Source organism: Rhodococcus sp. JVH1 (genome assembly GCF_000280725.2).
Classification (GTDB): Bacteria; Actinomycetota; Actinomycetes; order Mycobacteriales; family Mycobacteriaceae; genus Rhodococcus_F; species Rhodococcus_F jostii_A.
In genome coordinates, this window is sequence record NZ_CP166289.1 from 3855619 (window position 1) to 3875963 (window position 20345).

The following is a 20345-nucleotide window of genomic DNA, read 5'->3' on the forward strand; positions in this document are numbered from 1 at the left end:
TGCCGTTGTCAGTATCGGACGCAGAATCGCTCCGCGCAGCTGTGCGCGCCGGCTCGCGCGTGTCGGCGCCGGTGAGTGGTCGAACATCAGGTCGCCTCCCTGGGACACTCGCGGAAGACTTCCCTACCGCGTTACTGCACCCGCTCGATTTCGCTCGGTCGCCAGGTCTTGTCGAAGAAGGATTGCAGCGGGCTGTACAGCCGAAGGATGATGAAGAATCCCTTTTCCGGGTCGGTTTGGATCCAGTTTCCCTGGCCGACACCATCCGGTTTCTCGGGGGCGAAGTGGATCGTGGTCGACCCATCGGCATCGGCGTCGGCGGCCGGGGACGGGTAGCTCTGGCTGCCGGCCCTCGGGAAGCGTTGCGGTGTCTGCAGCATCGACCGGGTCTGGTTGTCGTACAACGTGACCGACCAGAACCGGGCCGCGGGGATGTCGGGCGGCAACGACATCGTGTACGTCTTCGCGCCGTCGTAATAGTTGTTCTCGGTGTCCTTGAACGCCACCAGGTATTGCGACCCGATGCCGGTCAGCAGCATGCACATCGCCGGGGTGATCGCGGTGTAACCGTAGAAGAACATCGTCCGCAGGTGCAGCTTCTTCGCACCGCCGGGCGGGAAGGGTTTGATACCGTCCTCGGTGACCAGCGGCGGCGGGGTCTCGAAGGTGTAGCCGCCGGGGAAGAGCATGTTGGTCCAGGCCGAGTCCGGGTAGTACACGTGCCCCTCCGACTCGCGGGCATCGAACATCAACGACCGCGAGGTCGCGTGGCCCACGGCGGCCGCCTCCTCCAGGATCTTGCGCATCCGCTCGTCCGGGTCGAACTTTTCACCCTTCACGATGCCGATCGCGGCCAGCTGCCCCAGCGTTTCGGCATCGGTGGCAGTGGCGGGCTCTTCCTGGACCAATGTGTCGAGCAGTTCGTAGAACCCGAAGTCCGAGGGCGGAATCGTGTTGAACTCCTTCCCACTCGCCTCGACGAACCGGGTCTCCGGCGGCGCCGCCGACTTCCCTGGCCGGACCTTCCCTTCCAGCAGCGTCGCGACGGCGGTGCCGTACCCACCGGGCACGTACGGGTACAGCTTCAGGGTGTTCTTGATCACCGCGACCGTGGGTTTCGGGTCGCTGTCCTGCATGAACGACCGGCCGATCAGCATGACGCGGTTGGTCCGCGAGTGGCCCAGATGGAAGCCGCTGTCGGGCAGGGGACCGTCGTGACCCGGGGGGATGAGCAGGAATCGGCCGCCCTCGCCCCGGTCGGGGCCAGGCAGTCCGAAGTCGCTGATCCAGTGAAACCACATGTCGTCGAAGACGCCCAACGCCATCGGCGGTGTCTCGACCACCATCGGGCCGCCGTTCAGATCCACGATCGACCAGAAGTAGACGGTGTCGGCGTTGGCGGTCAGGAACAGTGACTGCGAATCCAATAGCTCCGAAAAGATGAGGATCGAGTTGTCCTCGGCGCCGGCGTCGAGGAAGCCTTGGCGCAGCGCCCAGGTGGATGCTCCCGGGAACGCGTTCAGGTAGACGTTCACCCCGTGCAGGAAGTCGAGGTGGTCGTACGCCTTTTCCACGGTCTCCCGGCTCGGTGCGCCGTCGGTGAAGTCCACGGCGCCGAGCCGGGTGTCCATCCGGGCGGGCGCGGAGATCGATTCCAGGGTTTTTCGGTCGACACTCATCTGACGGTTCCCTTCCACTCTTAACGCTGGCTATCGGCCAGGGCGGTTCATGCCTTGTTCTCGTACTTTTCGGCCGCGGTGTCGATGGTCAATCCGGAGCCGAAATGCGGCCCACCGCCGACGTTGTAGATACCGGCGATCCGCTTGGGGTAGGACTTGGCGGCGACGACGGCCTCGGACCAGGGGTCGAGGTGTGAGAGCAGTTCGTCGAGGTCGTCGCCGAGTGCGTCCAGCACGGACCGTTCGAGTTCGTCGGTGCGGACCTCGATTTCCTCGCGGAATGCGCGGCCGGCGTCGGTGAGCTTCTCGTCGCCGGTCACAAGTCCACGTTTCTCGAGTCGCTCGAAGCCGGCGTCCATATCGGCCGCTTTCCAGCCGCGGGTCGGGGCGTAGGCGCGGGCCGGGAGTCCCCACCACTGTTCGGTCAGCAGGAGGATCTCGACCGCGTCGACGCCGCCGACCGCCCAGGCGATGACGTGGCTGTCGCCTCGGTGCTCCCTCAGCAGGTCCGCCGCCCGCCACAAGTCACCGATCGGGGTGCCGGGGAAGCCGAGCGAGCGCAGGCCCCCGTAGATCGGGTGCGCTTCCCACCGGGCCGCGTCGGCGCCGCGGCGGAGCAGGTCGGTCACCCGAGCGAGCCCCTCGGGCTTATCGCCGAGCACCCGCGCCAGCATGGCGGTCGCCCCCTTTTCCCGGGCTGCGAGGATTGTTTCGCGGTCGGCGAGCTGCCGTCCTTTCTCGACGGCGGGCACGACGGCCTTCGGGTTGAAGCAGCCGAAGGCGGCGGCGACCACTTCCCCCGGTACGTCGCCCATGCAGGCGCTGCGGCTGGTGAAGTACGCCGTCATTTCCGGGCGGGCGGCGCCTTCGTGGGTGACGGGACTGCCCGCGAAACCGAGTTTCTCGTACGCCGCGTGCGCCTCGGGGGCGAAGTACACCCCGGCCGCCACGGGTTCGAGTGCGTTGCGCAGCCGGCGGGCCCTCTCCCGGAATTCTGTGGCCATCGGATCTTCTCCCTTGTGTGTTCGGTGCCCGGTTGTCATGTGTCATGTGTCATGTGTCATGTCGAGGGTGTCGTTTGCTGGGCTGGTTGTGTCTCACCGCGGGGGTTGTTGCGGAACCAGGTGGCGTAGCGGTTGGCCAGCGGCGAGGCGCTGAGTCCGTGGGCCAGGACCGAGAGGCCGATCGTGACGATCGCGGTGGTCAGGAGCAGTTCCTCGTGGGGTAGTTCGCCCGGTTCTTCGAGGATGAGAATGGCGAAGACGATGGTGGCGAGCCCGCGTGGGCCGAACCAGCCGATGAAGCCGACGGTCGGTGCGCGGGCGTGCATCCCGATCATCGACAACGCCACCGGGATCATGCGGACGACGGTCAGGCTCACCACCGCGTAGCCGAGCACCGCCCAGGACAGGTGACCGAGGGCGGGGCCTAGCAGGATGGCGCCGAAGACGATGAAGGTCACGGCGTTGAACAGGTCCCCGGACTCGTCGAGGAGACCCGCACCGTCACTGCCGGCCGCCTTGCGGCGGCGGATGGTCCCGAAGGTCAGTCCGCCGACGAATGCGGCAATGAATCCCGACCCGCCCAGCGGCACGGCGAAGGTGTAGGCGAGGACAGCAGCCGCGACGGGAACGATCTGCGCCCACAACGGGTCGATCGTTCCGCGCCGTTGGGCGGTGATCAGGATCGCGGCGGCGACCGCCCCGGCGCCGAGGCCGGCCACGATGCCGTACCCGATCTGTTCGGCGACCAACCGGACGGCCGCGCCGCCCCCGATCGCCCCCGACTCGGCCTGGGCGATCGCCAGCACGACCAGAAACAGTGGCACGCAGATCCCGTCGTTGAGACCGCTCTCGACGTTCAAGCCCTGGCGTACCCGGGACGGGAGAAGCGGGAGCGTGACCACGGCCTGCCCGAGCGCGGCGTCGGTGGGGGCGAGGATCACCGCGAGGAGCAGCGCCTCGGGCCAGGCGAAGTCACCGAGCATCACCACCGCGGCGCCGAAACCTGCCGCGATGGTCAACGGCAGCCCGATGCCGAGCAGTCGTGCGGGCAGGGAGATCTCGGCGCGGAGCGCCGGCAGGTCCACGTGGGAGGCATCGGAGAACAGCACCAGTGCCAGCGTCACCTCGGCGAGGAGTTTGATGATCTCGCCGGTGGCTTCCACGTCGATCAGCCCGGCCACGCTGGCACCGAGGACGAGGCCACTACCGGTGAAGACGATCGGGGCCGTGATCGGTGTACCCTCGATGCGGCCGGAGATGGCGGCGAAGACGAGCAGCACGCCGGCGATTGCGGGAAATGCCCACGTCACGGTGTCACCGCCTCATCGCACCGGATCGACCTCGCTGGGTCGCCAGGTCTTGTCGAAGAAGGATTGCAGCGGGCTGTAGAGGCGCAGGATGACAAAATATCCCTTGTTCGGGTCACTCTGGATCCAGTTGCCCTCGCCGACACCGTCGGGCTTGTCGGGAGAGAAGTGGACCGTGGTCGACCCGTCGGCATCAGCCTCCGCGGCCGGGGTGGGGTAGCTCTGACTGCCGGACCTCGGGAAGCGTTGCTGCGTCTGCAGCATCGACCGGGTCTGGTTGTCGTACAAGGTGATCGACCAGAAACGCGCCGCGGGGATATCAGGGGGCAGTGTCACCGTGTAGTGCTTGGCGCCGTCGAAGAAGTTGTTCTCGGAATCCTTGAACGCCACCAGGTATTGCGATCCGATACCGGTCAGTCGCATGCACATCGCCGGGGTGATGCCGGTGTAGCCGTAGAAGAACAACGTCCGCAGGTGCAGCTTCTTCGCGCCGCCGGGCGGGAACGGTTTGATGCCCTCCTCGGTGACCAGCGGAGGGGGTGTCTCGAAGGTGTAGCCCCCGGGGAAGAGCATGGCGGTCCACGCCGATCCCGGGTAGTAGATATGTCCCTCCGACTCGCGGGCGTCAAACATCAACGACCGCGAGGTCGCATGGCCCACCGCGGCCGCCTCCTGCAGAATCTTGCGCATCCGCTCGTCCGGGTCGAACTTTTCACCCTTGACGATCCCGATCGCGGCCAGCTGTCCCATCGTCTCTGGGTCGGTGGCGGTGGCGGGCTCTTCCTGGACCATCGCGTTGAGCGTCTCGTAGAAACCGAAGTCGGACGGCGGGATGGTGTTGAACGCCTTCCCGCTGGCCTCGACGAAGTTGGTTTTCGGCGGCGTCGCCGACTTTCCCGGGGGGACCTTTCCTTCCAGCAATGTCGCGACACTGGTCCCGTATGTACCCGGCACGTAGGGGTAGATCTTCAGCCGGTCCTTGATCTCCTCGACCGTCGGCTTCGGGTCGCTGTCCTGCATGAACGACCGGCCGAGCAGCAGGGCGCGGTTGGTCTGCGACTGGCCCACATGGAATCCGCTGTCGGGCAGGGGCCCGTCGTAACCCGGGGGAAGGAGTAGGAACCGGCCGCCCTCGCCCCGATCGGGGCCGGGGAGGCCGAAGTCGATGATCCAGTGGAACCACATGTCGTCGAAGACGCCCAACGCCATCGGCGGCGTCTCGACCACCATCGGCCCGCTACTGAGATCCACGAACGAGAGGTAATAGACGGTGTCGGCGTTGGCGGTCAGGAACAGGGACTGGGAATCCATCAGTTCGGAGAACATCACGACCGTGTTGTCTTCGGCGCCGATACCGAGGAAACCTTGGCGCATCGCCCAGGTGGATGCGCCCGGAAAGGCGTTGAGGAAAACGTTCACTCCGTGCATCAGATCGAGGTGGTCATACGCCTTCTCCACGGTTTCTTTGGACGGGGCGCCGTCGGTGAATTCGAGTGCCCCTAATGGGGTTTCGAGGCGGTCGGGGGCGGAGAGCGATTCCAGGACTTTTCTGTCGATGCTCATCTGGGTTTCTCCGATTCGGGTGGTCAGGCGGTAAATGCGTTGGGGCGGGCGGAACGCGAGCAGCTTCTGTGTCGAGGGATGTTCATTCGTCCGGGGGTGGGCCGGCACGTGAGGCGGGCAGCTGCCGCATCTCGAGGACCTGCAGGCCGAGGTTTTGGAACCGGTTGAGCAGCCCGTACAGGTGGGCTTCGTCGGTCACGTCGCCGAAGAACAGGGTTTGATCGGGCATGCGGACGTGGTCGAGTTCGGGGAAGGTGTCGGTCAGTGCCTGCGACACGACGCCGGCGACACGGAATTCGTAACGCATGTGAGCTCGTTTCTCGGAGCCGAAGGCGAGTTGTCCTCATCATCTGCCGCGCCCGGGCCTGTTGGGATCACCCGGTATGGGCGACCCGCCGCTACAGAATCCCGAGGTCGCGGGCGCGGTGGACGGCCTCGCGGCGGCGCGTGACGCCGAGCTTGCGGTAGATGCGCAGCAGGTGCGTCTTGACGGTGTTGGTCGAGATCGACAGCTCGGCCGCGATTTCTTCGGTGGTCAGCATCGCCGCGACCTGGCGTAGCACGTCGAGCTCTCGTGGGGTCGGGGGCTCGATCACGGCGGGCAGTGCCAGATCGTCGGCCGGGAGCAGACCAGGGCGGAGGGGGGTGGGCAGCCAGTCGTGTCCGTTCGCGCGTTGCGGGTTCTGCCGAAGCCATTGGTGCACCCAGGGTCCACTCTCGACGAAGACCCGCCGCAACTCCTGCGGGCGGGCGAGGCCGAGCGCCTTCTGGAGCAGTCGGCGGGCCTGGTCGGTGTTCCCGTCGTCGGCAGCGGCCTGGGACCGCAGCAGACACGCCTGCACCCGGGTCGGGACCGATGTGCCCGCCGGCACGTCCGCGAGGACTTCCAGCGCGCGGGCGGTGTTCTGACCGGTGGCCAGCTGTACCCGGGCCCGTGCCACGGCGTGCTCCGGACGGCCGGAGGGTGCGGCGTCGAGGACTTCGAGGGCTGCCCGGGTGTCGGCGTGCGCGAGGTGGGCGCAGGATGCGGCGATGACCAATTCATCCGCCGCCCACTGAGGCGGGGGGTGAACCAGGGCTGTTTCCGCGGTGCGCAGGATCTCGAGGGCGCCGCGCCAATCACCGTCGGCGGTGGCGAGCCGGGAGCAGATGACGGCGGCCGTTGCCGTCGTCATGGGGTCGGGCCGGGGTCCGGCGGGCTCGATTGCCAGGTCGAGATGGGTGTGGGCGGCCGCTCGGTCGTCGTGTTCGGCCGCGACTCCGGCCAGGACGAGGTGACTGAGCCGGACCAGGTCGTCCGGTGGCACCGCGGAGCGCTCGGCGACGGCGAGCGCTCGGCGCGAGTGTGCCAGGGCTTGTCTCAGACGTCCCTGCAGCAGCTCGACCAGGGCGAGGGAGCCCAGCGAATCCCGCAGCGGCTGTTGGGTTCCGGGTCGCTCGCTCGCGGTGACCGCGTCGGTGAGTATCTGTTCGGCGAGGTCGAGATGGCCGGCGCCGAGTTCGGCCGAGCCGAGCCCACCCAGCACCATCGCAGGGATCTCGGGGTGTTGCCCGCGCAGGGGCTGCGGCACCGTGTGGAGCAGCCGGTCGGCGGTGGTCGCCGCCTGCCGGGTGGCGGCCAGATCGCCGGCGGCCCGTCCCGCGAGCACCCCGACCATCGAACGGACCAGCTGGGGTTCCGGGGCAACGGGCCCGGCGCGCAGGAACTCGTCGGCCCGGGTCAGCGCGGCCGTGCAACCGGTCAAGTCACCATCGGCGAGTCGGAGAGCGGCGTCCACCAGCGCCGGGGCCGCGCCGGGCAGGTCCGCCGGCATGGCGGCGAACGCCTGAGCGAGTCGTGCGGTGTCGAGTCCGGTGAGGAGCCGGCCGACCGCAAGGTTGTCGACCAGCTGCCCGGCCGCGAACTGCCAGTCATCGGCGGCGGCGGCCTGTGCGACGGCATCGGTGACGCGCCCGGTGTCGGCGAACCAGCGCGCCGCCTGGGCGCGCAGCCGGGGTTCGAGGCCGGGGTATCGCTGCGAGAGGTGCGCGCGGAGCACCTCGGCGAACAGCGGATGCAGCCGGTACCAGGCCGATCCCTCGACGCGTTCGAGGAAGGCGTGGGCGCGGGCGAGGCGGGCCAGGGTCCAGTCGGCGTCGCGGCGGCCGGTGAGCAGGTCCGCCAGTTCGGGATGGATCCGGTCGGTGATGCAGGCACACAGCAGCAGCTCCTGCGCCGCGGGCGGCTGTGCGGCGAGCACCTCCGAGAGGAGGTAGTCGGCGATCGTGGTGCGGTCGGCGGCGAATGCGCCGATGAACGCCTCCGGGTCGGTGCTGCGCTGCATCGCCAACGCGGACAGTCGCAGCCCGGCAGCCCAGCCGGCGGTGCGTTCGGCCAGCAGTGCAACACCCGCCCGCGAGATCTCCAGCCCGTGCGAGTGCAGCAGCAGTTCGCCTTCCGCAGGGGTGAACATCAGGTCGGCGTTGCGGATCTCGGTGATATCGCCGTGCGCCCGGTAGCGGTGCAGCGGCAGCAGAGGCTCGGTCCGGGTAGTGAGCACGAGCCGCAGCACGCCGGCGGCGTGCGTGACGACGAAGTGCAGGCCGGCGGCGATCTCGGGTGCGGACGCCGCGTCGAACTGGTCGAGTACCAGGATCGCCGGCTGCCGGGAGGCGGCCAACGCGTCGGCGAGCCGCACCAGCAGTGGGTGGTCGACCTCCTCTGCCCGCTCCGGCCGCCCGACCCCAACCGGCAGTACCCCGCCCCGGTGCAACGCCTCGAGCACATAGGCCCAGAACAGTCCCGGGGCGTCGCCGGGTTCCACGGTCAGCCATACCGGGGGTGGGAGTGCCGTGTGCTCCCGGGCCCACTGGGCGGCGAGCACCGTCTTGCCGGCGCCGGCCGGTCCGGCGACGAGGGTCACCGGACCGCGCGTTCCGGCGGTCAGCCGGTCGAGCAGCCCCGGCCGGCGGACGAGGATCTTGGGGGCCGCCGGGACCGCGAACCGGGCCGCGAGCAGCGGGTCGATTGATCCGGGACCCGCGCGATCGGGAACCGCGGGATCGGGTACTGCGGGATCGGGCACTGCAGGGTTCTGCATGGGGGCACCGGCGTCCGTCCGAAGCGATTCTGCGTGATCCGCTCGACCCCTCCATTGAACTCCGATGCTTCCCAGGTCGTCACCCGTTTCGGTGGATGCGACCAGCGGCCGGGCTGCGAAAGCTGGGAACCAGACCACATGTGAGGGTGCCCGACCTCGTCACCTGGTGGCCCTCCTCGCGGCTCGGCCCGAGCTCACCGCACGCGATCCCAACCAGAGGGAAGGAGGCGCAAGAGATGCACTCCGACGAATCCGCCCCGCACCCGGCGGTGCCCCCAGCGCCGTGGACGATTCCCCGCGGCCTCATCGCGCTACCGGCGACAACCTATATCGGCGCGCCAACACCGGGTGGGCGAGACCGTTCACGCATGACCAAGACCGCGGATCACAAGATCGACAGTGAATCGATCGTCACACGCGACACTCTTCGACGAGAGAAGTAGCGATGCGCCCGGTATCTGCGTCACCGGCGACCGTGCCGAATTGGGCGATGCCCCGCGGGGTCATCGTCCTGGTCGGCGGGGCGAGCCTGGTCATCGCCCTCGGGGCGTTGAAGGCGTTCGCCGACGTCGTCGGCCCGGTGTTTCTCGCGCTGATACTCACCGTTGCTGTCCAGCCGATCCCCAACGCGTTGCGGCGCAAGGGCTGGCCGGGGTGGCTCGTGATGATCGTGGCGATCCTGGCCGTGTGGGGGATCCTGCTGTTCCTCGTCCTCTCCCTGGTGTTCTCGATCGCGCAACTGTCCACCCTGCTCCCCGAATACTCCGACAAGTTCAACGAACTCGTCGGCAACGTCCAGTCCGGGCTGCAATCGCACGGTATCGGCTCGGACCAGGTGCAGCAGATGATCGCGGGCATCGACATGTCCAAGGTGACCGACCTGGTCAGCGATATTCTCGCAAGCACCCTCGCGGTGTTCTCGAACCTGCTGTTCGTGTTTGCCCTGCTGTTGTTCATGTCCGCCGACGCCGCCACCTACACGTGGCGGCTGAACACACTGAATCGGCTGCGCCCCGACCTCGCGTCGGCGTTCACCAGCTTCGCCGCCGGCACGCGCAGCTACCTTTTCGTCTCGACCTTCTTCGGTCTGATCGTCGCGGTGCTCGACGCGGGCGCACTGTGGCTGATGGGCATCCCGCTGCCGCTCTCGCTCGTGTTGTGGTCGTGGGTGCTCGGACCGCTGGGGGCGATCCTGGCGATCCCGTTGACACTGTTCGCCAAGGCGATGTTGGTGGACATCGATCCGTCGACGCGATGGGTGCAGGTCATGCTCGCCAGCACGGTGACACCCGATGACGGCACACCGGAAGAAGACGAACCGGACGACACCGTCGCCGCGAAGCCAGGGACTACGCCATGACAACACCAGACACTCCCCCCGTACCGCGACCCACCGACCATCCGACCCGGGCCGCTCGCACCGAGCACGGCGAAACGGTTCGGCACCGAATCCCGTTCGGCGCCATCGCCGAACACGATCGAACCCGTGACCGTGACCCCGTCGGCCTGCTCGAGTCCCAGGCGACCAATAGGGTTCCCGACCTCGTCCCCATCCGGTACGGGCGGATGGCCGAGTCACCGTTCGCGTTCTATCGTGGCGCCGCCCTGGTGATGGCTGACGACCTCGCGCACACCCCGACCACCGGTCTGCACACCCAGCTGTGCGGGGACGCCCACCTGAGCAACTTCGGGCTCTTCGCCACACCGGAACGCGACCTCGCCTTCGATGTCAACGACTTCGACGAAACCTATCCCGGCCCCTTCGAATGGGACGTCAAACGACTCGTCGCGAGCCTCGCCGTCGCCGGCCGCGGCAACGGGTTCCGTGGCAAAGAACGTAAGCGGATCGCCCGCGCCTGCGCGGCCGAATACCGCGAAACGATGACCCGCCAGGCCGAGTGCGGCGAGCTCGCGGTCTGGTACTCCCACATCGACGCCGCCGCCGAGTTGGACGAGCTCCGCGACGCCCTGGACTCCTCGGCACGCAAACGCGTGAAGAAGACGATCCGCAAATCCTGGGGCCGCGACAGCGTGCAGGCGCTGTCCAAACTGACCACACTCGTGGACGGCACCCCGCGGATCGTGAGCACGCCGCCGCTGGTCGTTCCCATCGAGGAGATCTTCACCGACACCGAAGCCGAACAGATCAACCGGGAGCTGATCCAGCGACTGCGCGAATACCGCGACACCCTGCAACCCGCCCGACGTGTCCTGTTCGATCGATTCGAATACGTCCAGACGGCACGGAAAGTCGTCGGCGTTGGCAGCGTCGGCACCCGGGCCTGGATCATCCTGCTCCGCGGCACCGGCGGTGACCCCCTGTTCCTACAGGCCAAGGAGGCGCGGGCCTCGGTCCTCGCGGAATACCTCGACGGCCCCACGATCACCAACCAGGGCGAACGCGTCGTCACCGGGCAACGCCGGATCCAGGCCGCCAGCGACATCCTCCTCGGCTGGCAACAGGGACCGGACCCGGACGGGACGGTCCGGGACTACTACGTCCGCCAGCTGCGCGACGGCAAGGGCTCGGCCGTCATCGAGACCATGTCCGCCCACCTGATGACCCTCTACGGCCGGCTGTGCGCCCGTGTGCTCGCGTATGCGCACGCCCGCGCCGGCGACCGGTTCGCCATCGCCGGGTACCTGGGCTCGGACGACGACTTCGATAAAGCGCTGGCCTCCTTCGCCGAGGCCTACGCCGACCAGAACGCCCGCGACCACGCCGCGCTGCGCCAGGCCATCGACGACGGCCGGATCACCGCACACCCAGGAACATGACGATGAGCGACAACCGATCCGGCTCCCCCGACACCGCGACCCGATCCCGGCGCTGGTGGGCGCGGGCGGCGTTCGCACTGGCGATCCTCGCGGTGGCGGTGCCGCTGGTCTCCGCAGGCCTGCTCAGCTCCCTCGGGGTCCTCGTCGTCGGAGTCGGCGGCGTCGTCGTCATGGTCGCCGCACTGTACTGGTTCCTCGCCACTCGCGGTGTCCTGCGCTGGATTTCGCTGACCATCGCGATACTGTCACCGATCGTCGTGCTGGTCCTGTTCATTCGCGCCCACCTGCTCGCCGAGGTCGCCGCCGCCGCCATTCTCGCGATCCTCGCCGTGCTCTGCGCCCGCGCCGCCCTGAGCGGGCGAACCTCGGACACCGCCGTCCGTGAGGTGCCCGCCCCACCGGCGCGGCATCCGGTGCTGATCATGAACCCGCACTCCGGTGGTGGCAAGGTCGCGAAATTCGACCTCCAGCGCAAGGCCGAGGAACTCGGCGCCGAGGTGGTCCTGCTCGAAGGCCCGGGCACCGTCGACGTCACCGAACTGGCCCGGCGGGCGGTCGAGGCCGGAGCCGACCTGCTCGGTGTGGCCGGCGGCGACGGGACCCAAGCCCTCGTCGCCGGGGTCGCAGCCGAGAACGATCTGCCGTTCCTGGTGATCAGCGCCGGGACCCGCAACCACTTCGCGATGGACCTCGGACTCGACCGCGCCGATCCCAGCCGGTGTCTCGACGCCCTGCGCGACGGGGTCGAGCTCGCCGTCGACCTCGGCCGGATCAACGGCCGTCCGTTCGTCAACAACGCCTCCTTCGGGGTCTACGCCGAGGTGGTCCGCAGTCCCGCCTACCGCAACGACAAGACCGGGACTGTGCTCGAGATGCTCCCGGACCTGCTCACCGGGCACGCCGCCGCCCCACTCGTCACCCGGATCGGCGACGTCACCGTGCGGAACCCGCAAGCGGTGCTGGTGAGCAACAACCCCTACGGCAGCAGCGATCTCGCCGGCCTGAACCGACGCGACCGGCTCGACCGCGGCGTCCTCGGCGCCGTGACCGTGTCGGTGGCCAACACCCGTCAAGCGGTCGGCCTCCTCGGCCGGGTCAACGCCCACGGCCTGACCCAACACACAACGGGCGAGGTGGTCGTCGACGCCCACACACGCCAGACCCCCGTCGGCGTCGACGGAGAATCGCTGCTCCTCGACACCCCGGTGCGCTGCACGATCGAGCCCGGCGCCCTGCGCGTGCGGGTCCCCCGCGATCGCCCCGGCGTGCGTCCCGCAAAAGCGGCAGTCGACTGGGTCCGGCTCCGCGAACTGGCATGGCACCGTTAGAGCGCACCACCACCAGATGCGCACACCGTCGCCGCGAAGAATGCCGACGACCCGGCCCCCGACAGCTGAGGCCAGGCCGAGACCGAGCCCACGTCCACATTACGGAGCCGAGCAAACCTGTTGCGGGACAGAGATACGCCCCGGCAGAGAGGAGGTCCGGGTGCGAGTTCGATTTCGCCCCCAGTGACAGCATGGCGTGCCGCCGCCGCCTCCATCAGATCCCGAGGCCGACACCTCAAATCCTGACAACTCTGAAACGCAAAAGGATTCACGGTCCGACTACATAAGTCGTTCGGATCCGTCCTGCAGCCGGAGATCGATATCGTCCTACGTCAGCCGAGAGCCACCGGCCACCGGGTGCGCAGCACCCATCGAACGCGGCCATGGACAGAAGTCGTCAAACTCGAAATCCTTTCTACGCCAGTGTCTTCGCTTTGATCGCCTGAAACTCCGCGTCGGAGATCGCGCCGGAATCGAGCAGCGCCTTGGCTTCCGTAATCTGCTGAGCCGGGGACTTCCCGGCGACGTCGCGGATGTAGGAGTCCTGGGCCTGCTTGACCTGATGAGCGGCGGCCATCGACCGCTTCGCCATGCCGTCGCCGCGGGCGATCACGTACACCAGTGCAGACAGGAAGGGAATGACGAACAACAGGATGATCCAGATCGCCTTGACCCACCCCGACGTCTCGCGGTCCCGGAACAGGTCGGTGATGATCGAGAACAACACGGACAAGTAGGCCGCGAAGGCGAAACAGACGAAGATGAACCAGAAGAACTCCCAGAAACCTTCCATTTTCGACGCTCCGTCCACTCGGTGTTCCGGTCAGCAGGCCAGGATTCCGGCCTCCTCGAATCTCAATTGGTGGTGTCGAGCGTGTCGAGCGCCGCCAGAATGCCCTGGACGGGGATTCGGCCGGAGGCCACCAGTTGCGCGCCCTCCCGCCGGAGGGCGGAGGCGAACGGTGCGGCCCAGCAGTTCTCGTAGACGAGGATCGCTCCGGAGCACCCGGGGGCCAGGACGGCAGCCGCATCCTCGAGGTCTGTTCGGTCGATCAGACCCGTTGCCGCCTCGGCGAACAGCGTCACGTCCACACCACCGTCGAACCCGAGGTCCTCGATGGCGACACCGGCGAGCGATCCGTCGGCTTCCTTGCGGACGAAGATCAGGTCGAGCACGCGGATGATGTTTCGTTCTACCAGGTCGATCAGAAGGGGCAACGCCGATCCGTCCGGTCTCCGGTCGGCGGGGAACTCCACGACGAGATAGTCGATGGGCCCGAGTTCGTCGAAATCGGTGTCGTTCACTGCGAGACCTCTCTTCCGAAGACAGCAGCGACAGCCACACACAGCTTCTTCATCAGTATTCACCCTTGCGGGGCGCGGCGACTAGAGAACAAGGTCACCAGTCGCTTCGGCCGCTGCGCGGTCCGACAGTTCACGCCGTGCCGCCTTCTCGACGAGGAGGGGTACGAAATCACGGATCCTGCACTCCGCGAGGCGCTTGTGGACAGTACGCACGATGTGCTCGACGTCCACGGGTGAGGCGGCCGGATACCGAGTGGTCAGGCGTTCGATGACCCGCTCGATCTGAAGCAGTTCGTCATCGCCGGTCATCGACTCATCGTCGTCCCGCCGCGGAACCACCGTCAAGACACGAAACGGCCTCTCGAACAACTCGGTTCGGTGTCAGACCGTGAAAAACCCTGAGTCTGGGATGAATCAAATATCCGGAGTATGCCCGGAAATACAGTTTCCCGACTACCACCAGGTGAAACGGCGGAGAATGGAGATACCGGGCCGCCCGGCTCGCGGTAAGGAAGGGGACGGTCATGTCCGAGACAACGTCGGTCAAGCAGGGCGTCGCGGCAGGCACTTCGATCGGGGCGGCCATCATCATGGTGACCGTGGGCATCATCCACCTCTTCCAAGGAATCGCCGCGGTTGCCGAGAACGAAGTATTCGTGGCGGGGCTGAACTACATCTACAAGTTCGACCTGACCACGTGGGGCTGGATCCACATCGTGCTGGGTGTGCTCGTCGCAGGGGTCGGCCTCGCGCTGTTCACCGGCGCGGGATGGGCGCGGGTGTCCGCGATCGTGATCGCGGCCGTCTCCATCCTCGCCAACTTCCTGTGGCTTCCGTACTACCCGTGGTGGTCGGTGCTCATCATCGCCCTCGACGTCGTGGTGATCTGGGCCGTGTCGACCTGGAATCCGGATCGGGTCTGAGCAGGCGGCCGGGGTAGAAGCCGTGGGAAAGAAGTCGAAGCACGAGAAATCCGGCCTCGACCTGCCCCGGCCGGACGGTGCCGAGCCTGCCGCACCGATGAAGAACAAGAAGTACCGCCGCCTACTCCGTCCGCTCCACGGCGAACTCGTCGCATTGCAGGAATGGGTGAAATCGTCGGATGCGCGGATCTGCATCGTCTTCGAGGGCCGCGACACCGCCGGGAAAGGGGGCGTGATCAAGGCGATCACCGAGCGGGTCAGTCCGCGCGTGTTCCGTGTCGTCGCCTTGCCGGCCCCGACCGATCGCGAGAAGTCGCAGATGTACGTGCAGCGGTACCTGCCCCATCTCCCGGCCGGCGGAGAGGTCGTCATCTTCGACCGTAGTTGGTACAACCGGGCGGGCGTCGAACGGGTGATGGGTTTCTGCACCGAGGAGGAAGCGCAGCAGTTCCTCCAACTCGTCCCGACGGTCGAACGGGCGATCGTCGACTCGGGCGTCATCCTGCTGAAGTACTGGCTGGAGGTGAGCGAGGAACAACAGACGCTTCGACTGCAGAGCAGGATCGACGACCCGCGGAAGGTCTGGAAGCTGTCGGACCTCGACCTGAAGTCGTACACCCATTGGTACGACTACTCGCGGGCGCGGGACGAGATGTTCCACTTCACCGACACCGGCTGGGCGCCCTGGTACGTCGCGGTCAACGACGACAAGAAACGCGGTCGGCTCAACATCATCAGCCACCTGCTGAGCCAGATCCCCTACGAACCCCTCGAACGCCCCGACATCACCTTGCCGGAGCGGCGGGGCCCGCACGGCTACGAGGCGCCGAGGCAACCACTGCACTGGATTCCCACCCCCTACTGAGAATCCGAGCCGAAAGGACGAGCGGTCATGGTCTCGACGGAACCCGCGCAAGCGCAGACGGCCTGGCATGCCCAGGACGCCGACGCCGTCGTGTCCGCACTGGCCTCCAATCGGCAGGCGGGGCTGACGGCCGGCGAAGTAGACGAACGTCGCCGACGGCACGGTCCGAACGAGATCGCCTCCGAGCCGGCGCCGTCGACGTGGTCGATCGCGTTGCTGCAGTTGAAGGACCCCATGAACCTGATGCTGGTCGCGGTGGCCGTGGTCAGCATCGTCATCGGCGAAATCCCGACGGCGATCGTGGTCGCGGTTCTCGTCGGGCTCAACATCGTGCTGGGCACACGGCAGGAAGTGAAGGCGCGCGCCAGCGTCGACGCACTGGCGAAGATGCAGACACCGCAGGCGCGGGTGGTCCGCGACGGCACACTGACCCAGCTCGACGCCACCGAACTCGTGCCGGGCGACGTCGTGCAGCTCGAGGCGGGCGACATCGTCCCCGCGGACGGCCGCCTGCTCACGACGGCCACCTTGGAGACCCAGGAGGCTGCACTGACGGGTGAGAGTGCACCCGTCGCGAAGGACCCCCAGACGCTCGGCACCCTCGACATTTCTCTCGGCGACCGCAGCAACATGGGCTTCCAGAACACCTCCGTCACCCGCGGCACCGCCACCATGGTGGTCACCGAAACGGGGATGCACACCCAGATGGGCCAGATCGCGTCGATGCTGTCTGCGGTCGCACCGAGCAAGTCCCCGCTGCAGCGCGAACTGGACTCGCTCACCAAAGTGCTCGGCATCATCGCGTGGACGGCGGTGGCGATCATCGTCATCATCGGGGTGATTCGCGGACAGGACGTGACGACGCTTCTGCTGCTCGGCATTTCCATGGGGGTCTCCGCGATCCCGACCGGTCTGCCGACGTTCGTCCAGGCGATGCTGGCCTACGGCGCGCGGCAGCTGGCCGAAGCCAAGGCCATCGTGAAAAACCTTACGGACGTCGAGACCCTCGGCGCCACCAGCGTGATCAACTCGGACAAGACCGGCACGCTGACGATGAACCAGATGACCGTGCGGTCGCTGTACTTCCACTGCCGGTGGTACACCGTCGACGGCGAGGGATACAGCAAGACAGGGAGAATCACCCACGTCGCGGGCGAGGCCGTCCCGGACTTCACGCTGCTCGCGTACGGGTTGTGCCTCGACAGCGATGCCACCGTCTCCGACACCGGAGAGGTCGTGGGCGATCCGACCGAGGCCGCGCTGGTCGTGCTCGCCGCCAAGATCGGCGTCGACGCCCCACTGACCCGGCGGACGTATCCCCGCGTCGCCGCCGTGCCGTTCGACTCCGCGTACAAGTTCATGGCGACGTTCCACCATCTCCAGGTCGATGGCAGAACTCAATTCGTGGAACTGGTCAAGGGCGGCCCCGACGTGGTCCTGGCGCGGTGCGCGACCGCCTTCCGGCCGGGCAGGCAGGAGGTGCCGCTCGACGAGGTCCGGGAGGAACTGACGGCAGCGAATCGGACCATGTCCGAGAAGGGGCTTCGCGTGCTGGCATTCGCGGTCCGCCGCCTCGACGGGCAGGAGGAGGCGGCGGTGGCCGACCCCATGTCCTTCGTCGAGGACCTCATATTCGTCGGCATGGTCGGCATCATCGACCCGCTTCGGCCGGAGGCTATCGCATCGGTGCGCACCGCCCACGAGGCGGGCATAGACGTTCGCATGATCACCGGCGACCACGCGATAACGGCCGCCGCGATCGGCGCCGAACTCGGACTCGGACCGGGCGCGATCGGTGGTGCGGAACTCCAGGCCATGACCGATGACGACCTGTCGGCCGCGCTCCCGAACCTGCACGTGTTCGGCCGCGTCACCCCCCAGGACAAACTGCGCCTTGCCGACATCATGCAGAAGAACGGTGCGGTCGTGGCGATGACCGGGGACGCCGTCAACGACGCGGCCGCGCTGAAGAAGGCCGACATCGGCGTCGCCATGGGCTCGGGCAGCGAAGTCACCAAACAGGCGGGCAAGATGGTGCTCACCGACGACAATTTCGGCACCCTGATCACCGCGATCCGACTGGGCCGCAACATCTACGAAAAGATTGTGTCGTACATCCGCTACCAGATGTCGAAACTGTTCTCGCTGGTGCTGCTGTTTCTCGTCGCGAGCATTTTCGACATCAACGACGGGGTCGCGCTCACCCCGCTGATGGTGCTGTTCCAGCACTTCTTCATCACGCTGTTCCCGGTCGCCGTCATCATGCTCGACCCTCCGCCACCGGATCTGATGAACAAGCCGCCCCGCGACCCGCAGATGCCGATAGCCAACCGGAGGGCGTTCGTGCAGTGGCTGGCATACGGCGTCCTGCAGTTCGCCGTCACGCTCGCCGCGATGCTCCTCGCGCCGGGCGAGATGAGCACGACCGAGGCGAACGTTCCCATGACGACGGCGTTCGTGGTGCTGTCGTTCGGTTCCATCCTCGCCGGGCTCGTCATGCGGCGCGACCCGGAGTCCGGGCTCACCCCACCGATCCTCGGCGCACTGAAGATCCTGTCCATCCCGATCATCGTGACGGTGTTCGCGGTCGAGGCGGGGTTCCTCCAAGACCTCCTCATGACCACATCGCTGACCGGCGGCCAGTGGCTCGCCTGCCTCGGGTGGTCACTGATCATCCCGATCGTCGTCGAAGCGGAGAAGGCGTTCCGGCGCCGGCGCCACCTCCACTCGGCGCCGCCCGCACCGATCACCGCCGCCGCCGCGGTCGACCCGCAACGCGCGCGCTGAGGCCCGAACCATGTCCTGGACAGGTAGCCTCGCGCAGTTACCCGGCATCGCGACGGCCCGGGCGTACCGCCGCGAATGGCTGCGCCCCGACATCACCGCCGGACTCGTCCTCACCGCCCTGCTCATTCCCGCCGGGATGGGGTACGCCGAGGCCGCCGGGTTGCCCGCCTACGCCGGCCTCTACGCCACGATCATCCCGCTCCTCGCCTATGCCCTGGTGGGACCGTCGAAAATCCTCGTGCTCGGCCCGGACTCGTCGCTGGCACCGCTCATCGCCGCGGCGGTACTGCCGCTCGCCGTGGCCGACGACCCGGAGAGTGCGCTCGCCCTCGCCGGAGTCCTCGGCGTCCTCGTCGGCCTCATTCTCCTCGTCGGCGGATTCCTGCATCTCGGCTTCGTCACCGAACTGCTGTCGAAGCCCATCCGGCTCGGCTACCTCAATGCGATCGCGCTCATCGTCGTCGTCGGCCAACTGCCCAAGCTGCTCGGGTTCTCCGTCGACGCATCCGGCCTCATCGGAGAGATCGGGGAAATCGGACAGTCCGTCATACAGGGCAACATCGACCCCGTCGCCGCCGCCATGGGGATCGGTTCCCTCGCCGTCATCGTCGGGTTCCGCATCTGGTTGCCCCGCATCCCCGGCGTACTCGTGGCCGTGGTCGGCGCGATAATCCTGTCCGCCGCACTCGGACTCACCGACGACATCGGGATGGTCGGCGCCCTGCCCGCCGGCCTGCCGCTGCCGTCGTTCGGCGGTGTCGACTGGGGAGACGTGGGGAACCTCGTCGGCCCCGCGGCCGGCATCGCGCTGATCGCGTTCGCCGACACAGGGGTGCTGTCCCGCACGTTCGCCGCCCGGCACGGCGAAGACGTGAACGGCAGCACGGAGATGAAGGCGGTCGGCGTGGCCAACATCGCCGGCGGGCTGTTCGGCGGGTTCCCCGTCTCCGCCAGCGGGTCGCGGACCCCGGTGGCCGAACAGAGCGGCGCCCGCACCCAACTGGCATGCGTCGTCGGAGCACTCGCCGTGCTGGTCTTCGTCCTCGTCGCCCCCGGGGTCACCACCTATCTCCCCGACGCGACACTCGGGGCCGTGGTGATCGTCGCCGCCACCGCGCTGGTCGATGTCGGTGGAATGGTCCGGATGTGGCGCATGAGCACCGTGGAGTTCGGGCTCGCCGTTGCGGCATTCCTCGGGGTGGCCCTGGTGGGCGTGCTGCAGGGAATCCTCGTCGCGATCGGGTTGTCCTTCGTCGCGGTGGTCGCGCAGGCGTGGCAGCCGTACCGCACGGAACTCGTCCGGACGCCCGACCGCCCCGGCTTCCACGACGTCCAACGCCACCCCGGCGGCCTCCGCATCCCCGGACTGGTGCTGGTGCGCTTCGACGCTCCCCTCTTCTTCGCCAACGGCGAGATCTTCGACGAATACGTGCGCTCGGTGGTGGCGGCCGCGCCGACCCCGGTCGAGTGGGTGGTCGTGGCCTCCGAGCCGATCACCGGTCTCGACACCACCGCCGTCGACGAGCTCGTCGACCTCGACACGTATCTCGAAGGGAAAGAGATCCGGTTGGTGTTCGCGGAGATGAAGGGTCCGATCAAGGACCGGCTCATCCGGTTCGGGGTGGGCGACAGGTTCGATTCGTCGCACTTCTATCCGACCATCGAGTCCGCTGTCACCGCATTCCACAGCCGAGCCGACCACACCGGAGATCCTTCCGGCGGCTGA

General features: G+C 67.5%; 16 protein-coding genes. 7 read left to right on the top strand and 9 right to left on the bottom strand.

Annotated elements, in window-relative coordinates; translation table 11 throughout:
• Positions 1-131: 131 nt before the first annotated feature.
• From JVH1_RS17760 to JVH1_RS17785, 6 genes are all read right to left on the bottom strand, one after another.
• Positions 132-1679, bottom strand: coding sequence for a DUF1254 domain-containing protein (locus JVH1_RS17760; protein ID WP_009476840.1), 1548 nt, complete (start codon positions 1677-1679; stop codon positions 132-134).
• 47 nt (positions 1680-1726) lie between these two features.
• Positions 1727-2683, bottom strand: coding sequence for a hypothetical protein (locus tag JVH1_RS17765; RefSeq protein WP_009476839.1), 957 nt, complete (start codon positions 2681-2683; stop codon positions 1727-1729).
• 56 nt (positions 2684-2739) lie between these two features.
• Complete coding sequence (locus JVH1_RS17770; protein ID WP_009476838.1) at positions 2740-3993, bottom strand: sodium:proton antiporter; 1254 nt, start codon at positions 3991-3993, stop codon at positions 2740-2742.
• Positions 3994-4005: 12 nt separating this feature from the next.
• Entirely contained in the window at positions 4006-5553 is a 1548-nt protein-coding gene (locus JVH1_RS17775) for a DUF1254 domain-containing protein (protein WP_157174039.1), read from the bottom strand.
• 82 nt (positions 5554-5635) lie between these two features.
• On the bottom strand, positions 5636-5860 hold the full coding sequence (locus JVH1_RS17780) for a hypothetical protein (RefSeq protein WP_009476836.1): 225 nt from the start codon (positions 5858-5860) through the stop codon (positions 5636-5638).
• Between the two features lie 91 nt (positions 5861-5951).
• Positions 5952-8633 (bottom strand): LuxR C-terminal-related transcriptional regulator, encoded by a 2682-nt coding sequence (locus tag JVH1_RS17785; RefSeq protein WP_009476835.1) that lies wholly within the window; start codon positions 8631-8633, stop codon positions 5952-5954.
• A 445-nt stretch (positions 8634-9078) separates the two neighbouring features.
• Here JVH1_RS17785 and JVH1_RS17790 point away from each other — a divergent pair, with 445 nt between their 5' ends.
• Genes JVH1_RS17790 through JVH1_RS17800 form a run of 3 tightly spaced genes read left to right on the top strand, consistent with a single transcriptional unit; the run spans position 9079 to position 12739 of the window.
• On the top strand, positions 9079-9993 hold the full coding sequence (locus tag JVH1_RS17790; protein WP_009476833.1) for an AI-2E family transporter: 915 nt from the start codon (positions 9079-9081) through the stop codon (positions 9991-9993).
• Entirely contained in the window at positions 9990-11411 is a 1422-nt protein-coding gene (locus tag JVH1_RS17795; RefSeq protein WP_009476832.1) for a DUF2252 domain-containing protein, read from the top strand. The genes JVH1_RS17790 and JVH1_RS17795 overlap by 4 nt, the downstream gene beginning before the upstream one ends.
• 2 nt (positions 11412-11413) lie before the next feature.
• Positions 11414-12739 (top strand): diacylglycerol kinase family protein, encoded by a 1326-nt coding sequence (locus JVH1_RS17800; RefSeq protein WP_009476831.1) that lies wholly within the window; start codon positions 11414-11416, stop codon positions 12737-12739.
• Positions 12740-13154: 415 nt separating this feature from the next.
• Here JVH1_RS17800 and JVH1_RS17805 read toward each other — a convergent pair whose 3' ends face one another.
• The 3 genes from JVH1_RS17805 to JVH1_RS17815 all read right to left on the bottom strand — a co-directional run bounded on the left by JVH1_RS17805 (position 13155) and on the right by JVH1_RS17815 (position 14353).
• On the bottom strand, positions 13155-13532 hold the full coding sequence (locus tag JVH1_RS17805) for an SHOCT domain-containing protein (RefSeq protein WP_009476830.1): 378 nt from the start codon (positions 13530-13532) through the stop codon (positions 13155-13157).
• Positions 13533-13594: 62 nt separating this feature from the next.
• Positions 13595-14044, bottom strand: coding sequence for a DUF6325 family protein (locus tag JVH1_RS17810; protein ID WP_009476829.1), 450 nt, complete (start codon positions 14042-14044; stop codon positions 13595-13597).
• Between the two features lie 81 nt (positions 14045-14125).
• Entirely contained in the window at positions 14126-14353 is a 228-nt protein-coding gene (locus tag JVH1_RS17815; protein WP_009476828.1) for a three-helix bundle dimerization domain-containing protein, read from the bottom strand.
• Positions 14354-14568: 215 nt separating this feature from the next.
• On the opposite strand from JVH1_RS17815, the gene JVH1_RS17820 reads away from it, so the two are divergent.
• From JVH1_RS17820 to JVH1_RS17835, 4 genes are read left to right on the top strand one after another with little or no spacing between them, the layout of a single operon-like run.
• A complete protein-coding gene (locus JVH1_RS17820; protein ID WP_009476827.1) occupies positions 14569-14967 on the top strand; it encodes a hypothetical protein in 399 nt (132 codons plus the stop codon).
• A gap of 22 nt (positions 14968-14989) precedes the next feature.
• Positions 14990-15832 carry a polyphosphate kinase 2 gene (ppk2, locus tag JVH1_RS17825; protein ID WP_009476826.1) on the top strand — a complete coding sequence of 281 codons (843 nt, stop codon included), beginning with the start codon at positions 14990-14992 and terminating at the stop codon, positions 15830-15832.
• A gap of 27 nt (positions 15833-15859) precedes the next feature.
• On the top strand, positions 15860-18619 hold the full coding sequence (locus JVH1_RS17830) for a cation-transporting P-type ATPase (protein ID WP_009476825.1): 2760 nt from the start codon (positions 15860-15862) through the stop codon (positions 18617-18619).
• 10 nt (positions 18620-18629) lie between these two features.
• Entirely contained in the window at positions 18630-20345 is a 1716-nt protein-coding gene (locus JVH1_RS17835; RefSeq protein ID WP_009476824.1) for a SulP family inorganic anion transporter, read from the top strand.